A 2,276-nucleotide genomic window follows, 5' to 3' on the forward strand; every position below is an offset into this window, starting at 1 on the left:
TGCTTTACGGTTTAATCCCGTTAATGCTCTGAGTAACCTGTCTTGTTTTAAGGCTCGTTCAATATTTAGCATTTTTATGGCCAATTTCTTCTTGAATCATTTTACCTTATTTCCCAACAACTCTATTAATTATTAATTGTTAATTATTAATTATTTCTGTAGCTATTTCTCTCAACCAAATAGCAATTTCTGCGGTTTGGTCAAAATATGAATAAGTTGGTTGTTCGGTTAACCAAGCTCCTGTTTCAGTCTGAATACTTAACAAATGCTCGGCGATACTTTTTGATAATTCAGTTGCTTTTATTTCCCCAGTTAGATTGGCAATTATAGCAGCACCCCACGCCACCTTATGACTAAAATAAAATGACCGTATATTTTCATGGCAACTAAAAGCAAAATCCAAATATTTATTAGCAGTATTTAGGTAAAAATTATCCCCAGTGCTTCTGTAGAGATTAGCCAAAAAAGCTAAAGGATATCCAATCATAAAATAAGCTTGATTTTGTTGAGTTGCACTGACCTGAAAAAATAAAGATACATCCTCGGAAAAATCAAGTATTAATTTTTCATCATCATTCATCCGTAGATAAAATCCAGAGTTAATATCTGGCTGTATATTCATAAACTTATCTAACAATTTTCCAGCCTTTTTTGCTGTTTCCAAATCGCCAAAATATAAACAAGTTAATCCTAAATGAGCAGTAGTCAAAACATCCACAACATTTTCACCTTTTTCCAAAGGTTTATTAGTTGTAAAACCACCCAGTTCTGGATGATAAAATGACGTTAGATATTGATAAACAGGATAAGCAATATCAAACCTTCCCATTTTCTGAGCAGCTATAGCAATCCAACCATTAATATAAGCCCAATATTCAGCAAAAGCAGCATTTTCACTTTTATAATTTTCCTGAGTTGTTAAATCACCATTTGCTCTTAAAAACTGATTCTTTATATAATTCAATATTCTGTTTGCTAGTTCTATTTTTCCAGATATATAAAACAGATAAGGAGACTTATAATAACAAGCTAAATCCTGGGTTTCTAGAGAATAACTACCATCATCATTGATTTGAGATTCCAACCAATTAACTGCTTTGATTGAGCTATCAATATATTTGAGGATAATTTTTTGTGTCATAATTAAAATACTAGATAAATGGTAATATTAATTTGGGATATTATCATATATAGCAATCCTATTTAAGTTGTAATATTTTGGTCGTAGGAGCGATTCGCGAATCGCCCGTACAGGAGTCAGGTAGGGGAGCCGTCGGATTGGCGAGGTAAAGAAGTGAAATTCTTGTTGTGACTAAATTTATTAAGTAAGCTAGTATATGATCATAAAAAAATTTATGTGTGTAGACATTAGTATTAAACATTTCCAATAACTAAGTTTTACTAGGAATTACTAAAGCTTTGAGATTAATTTTCCGAGATGTTTATTACAGCTTAAACAGGAGAAAAACCCAGTATGAAAATAGCAATTGGAGCAGACCCTTATGGATTCGATATTAAGGAAGCAGTCAAGCAACACCTACAAAACAAAGGTATAGAAGTAGAAGATATTGGTGTTAATAATTCCACCCAAGAAACACCTTATTATCAGGTAGCTGCTCAAGTCTCACAAATGGTAGGAACTCAACAAGTAGAGCGTGGAATACTTGTATGTGGAACGGGTATGGGAATGGCTATTATTGCTAACAAGTATCCTCATGTCTATGCAGCAGTCTGTGAGAATAGCTTTGCTGCCGAAAAATCACGATCAATTAATAATTATAATGTCCTAACTCTAGGTGGGTTTGTGACTACTCCCCTAGTTGCTCAAGAAATTGTAGATATTTGGTTAACTACTGAATTTAAACAGGGATGAGAACCTGATATTCAAGATTGGTTACAAAATTCTATGAAAGATATTGCTCAAATAGAAAAACAACAGTTTGGAAATTAATTGGAAATTAATCAGAAAATGAAAGAATTTGAAGGAAAAGTTGCCCTAATCACTGGAGGAAGTTCTGGTATTGGCAGAGCTACTGCTATAACATTTGCTCAGAAAGGAGCCAAAATAGTTATTGCTAGTCGTAGGGAAAAAGAAAGTGAAGAAACAGTGGCAATGATTCAAGAAGTGGGTAGTGAAGCTATATTTGTCAAAACAGATATTACTCAAGCCACTGAAGTTGAAAACTTAGTTAATCAAACAATTAATACTTATAATCGTTTAGATTACGCCTTCAATAATGCAGGTACAGAAGGGATATTAGGACCTAGTATTGAAC

At 33.1% G+C, this 2,276-nt stretch carries 3 protein-coding genes; 2 read left to right on the top strand and 1 reads right to left on the bottom strand.

What is annotated here, in order from left to right; genetic code table 11:
• Positions 1 to 139: 139 nt before the first annotated feature.
• Complete coding sequence (locus F6K22_RS24900; RefSeq protein WP_293104131.1) at positions 140 to 1,141, bottom strand: hypothetical protein; 1,002 nt, start codon at positions 1,139 to 1,141, stop codon at positions 140 to 142.
• A 333-nt stretch (positions 1,142 to 1,474) separates the two neighbouring features.
• On the opposite strand from F6K22_RS24900, the gene F6K22_RS24905 reads away from it, so the two are divergent.
• A complete protein-coding gene (locus F6K22_RS24905; RefSeq protein WP_293104134.1) occupies positions 1,475 to 1,873 on the top strand; it encodes an RpiB/LacA/LacB family sugar-phosphate isomerase in 399 nt (132 codons plus the stop codon).
• 96 nt (positions 1,874 to 1,969) lie between these two features.
• On the top strand, positions 1,970 to 2,276 hold a 307-nt coding region (locus F6K22_RS24910), incomplete at its 3' end, for an SDR family NAD(P)-dependent oxidoreductase (protein WP_293104136.1).

The sequence above is a fragment of the Okeania sp. SIO2F4 genome, from assembly GCF_010672385.1.
Taxonomy (GTDB): domain Bacteria; phylum Cyanobacteriota; class Cyanobacteriia; order Cyanobacteriales; family Microcoleaceae; genus Trichodesmium.